The following is a 458-nucleotide window of genomic DNA, read 5'->3' as shown; positions in this document are numbered from 1 at the left end:
GCCATCGTCAGTATCTGGTTAACCTCGCGCATTTACAGGAGATCCGTCTGGAAGATAACGGCCAGGCCGAGTTGATTTTGCGTAATGGCTTAACCGTGCCGGTCAGCCGCCGTTATCTGAAAAGCTTAAAAGAGGCGATTGGCCTGTAAAAGACTGCTAAAATGGCTTTTTGCCTCATCAACACCTGAAGGCCTCATGCTAAGTAACGATATTCTGCGCAGCGTGCGCTACATTTTGAAAGCCAATAATAATGACCTGGTGCGTATTCTGGCGCTGGGTAATGTCGAAGCCACCGCGGAACAGATCGCCGTCTGGCTACGTAAAGAAGACGAAGAGGGTTTTCAGCGTTGTCCGGACATTGTTTTGTCTTCATTCCTCAATGGCCTGATTTATGAAAAACGCGGCAAGGATGAGTCTGCTCCGGCACTGGAGCCGGAACGTCGCATTAATAACAACAT

The 458-nt window shown here is 49.1% G+C and carries 2 protein-coding genes; both read left to right on the top strand.

The window, feature by feature from the left end; translation table 11 throughout:
- Positions 1–14 precede the first annotated feature (14 nt).
- Positions 15–149: a LytTR family transcriptional regulator DNA-binding domain-containing protein gene (locus K9U40_RS24915; RefSeq protein WP_432715941.1), complete on the top strand. Its 135-nt coding sequence runs from the start codon at positions 15–17 to the stop codon at positions 147–149.
- Positions 150–195: 46 nt separating this feature from the next.
- A partial coding sequence (locus tag K9U40_RS23710; protein WP_140240490.1) for a DUF1456 family protein occupies positions 196–458 on the top strand: 263 nt, incomplete at its 3' end.

Origin of the sequence: Xanthobacter autotrophicus (assembly GCF_030015065.1) — a bacterium.
GTDB lineage: Bacteria > Pseudomonadota > Alphaproteobacteria > Rhizobiales > Xanthobacteraceae > Xanthobacter > Xanthobacter autotrophicus_D.
The sequence above is the reverse complement of the archived record's forward strand: the minus strand, read 5'-3'. Positions and strand labels throughout refer to the sequence as shown.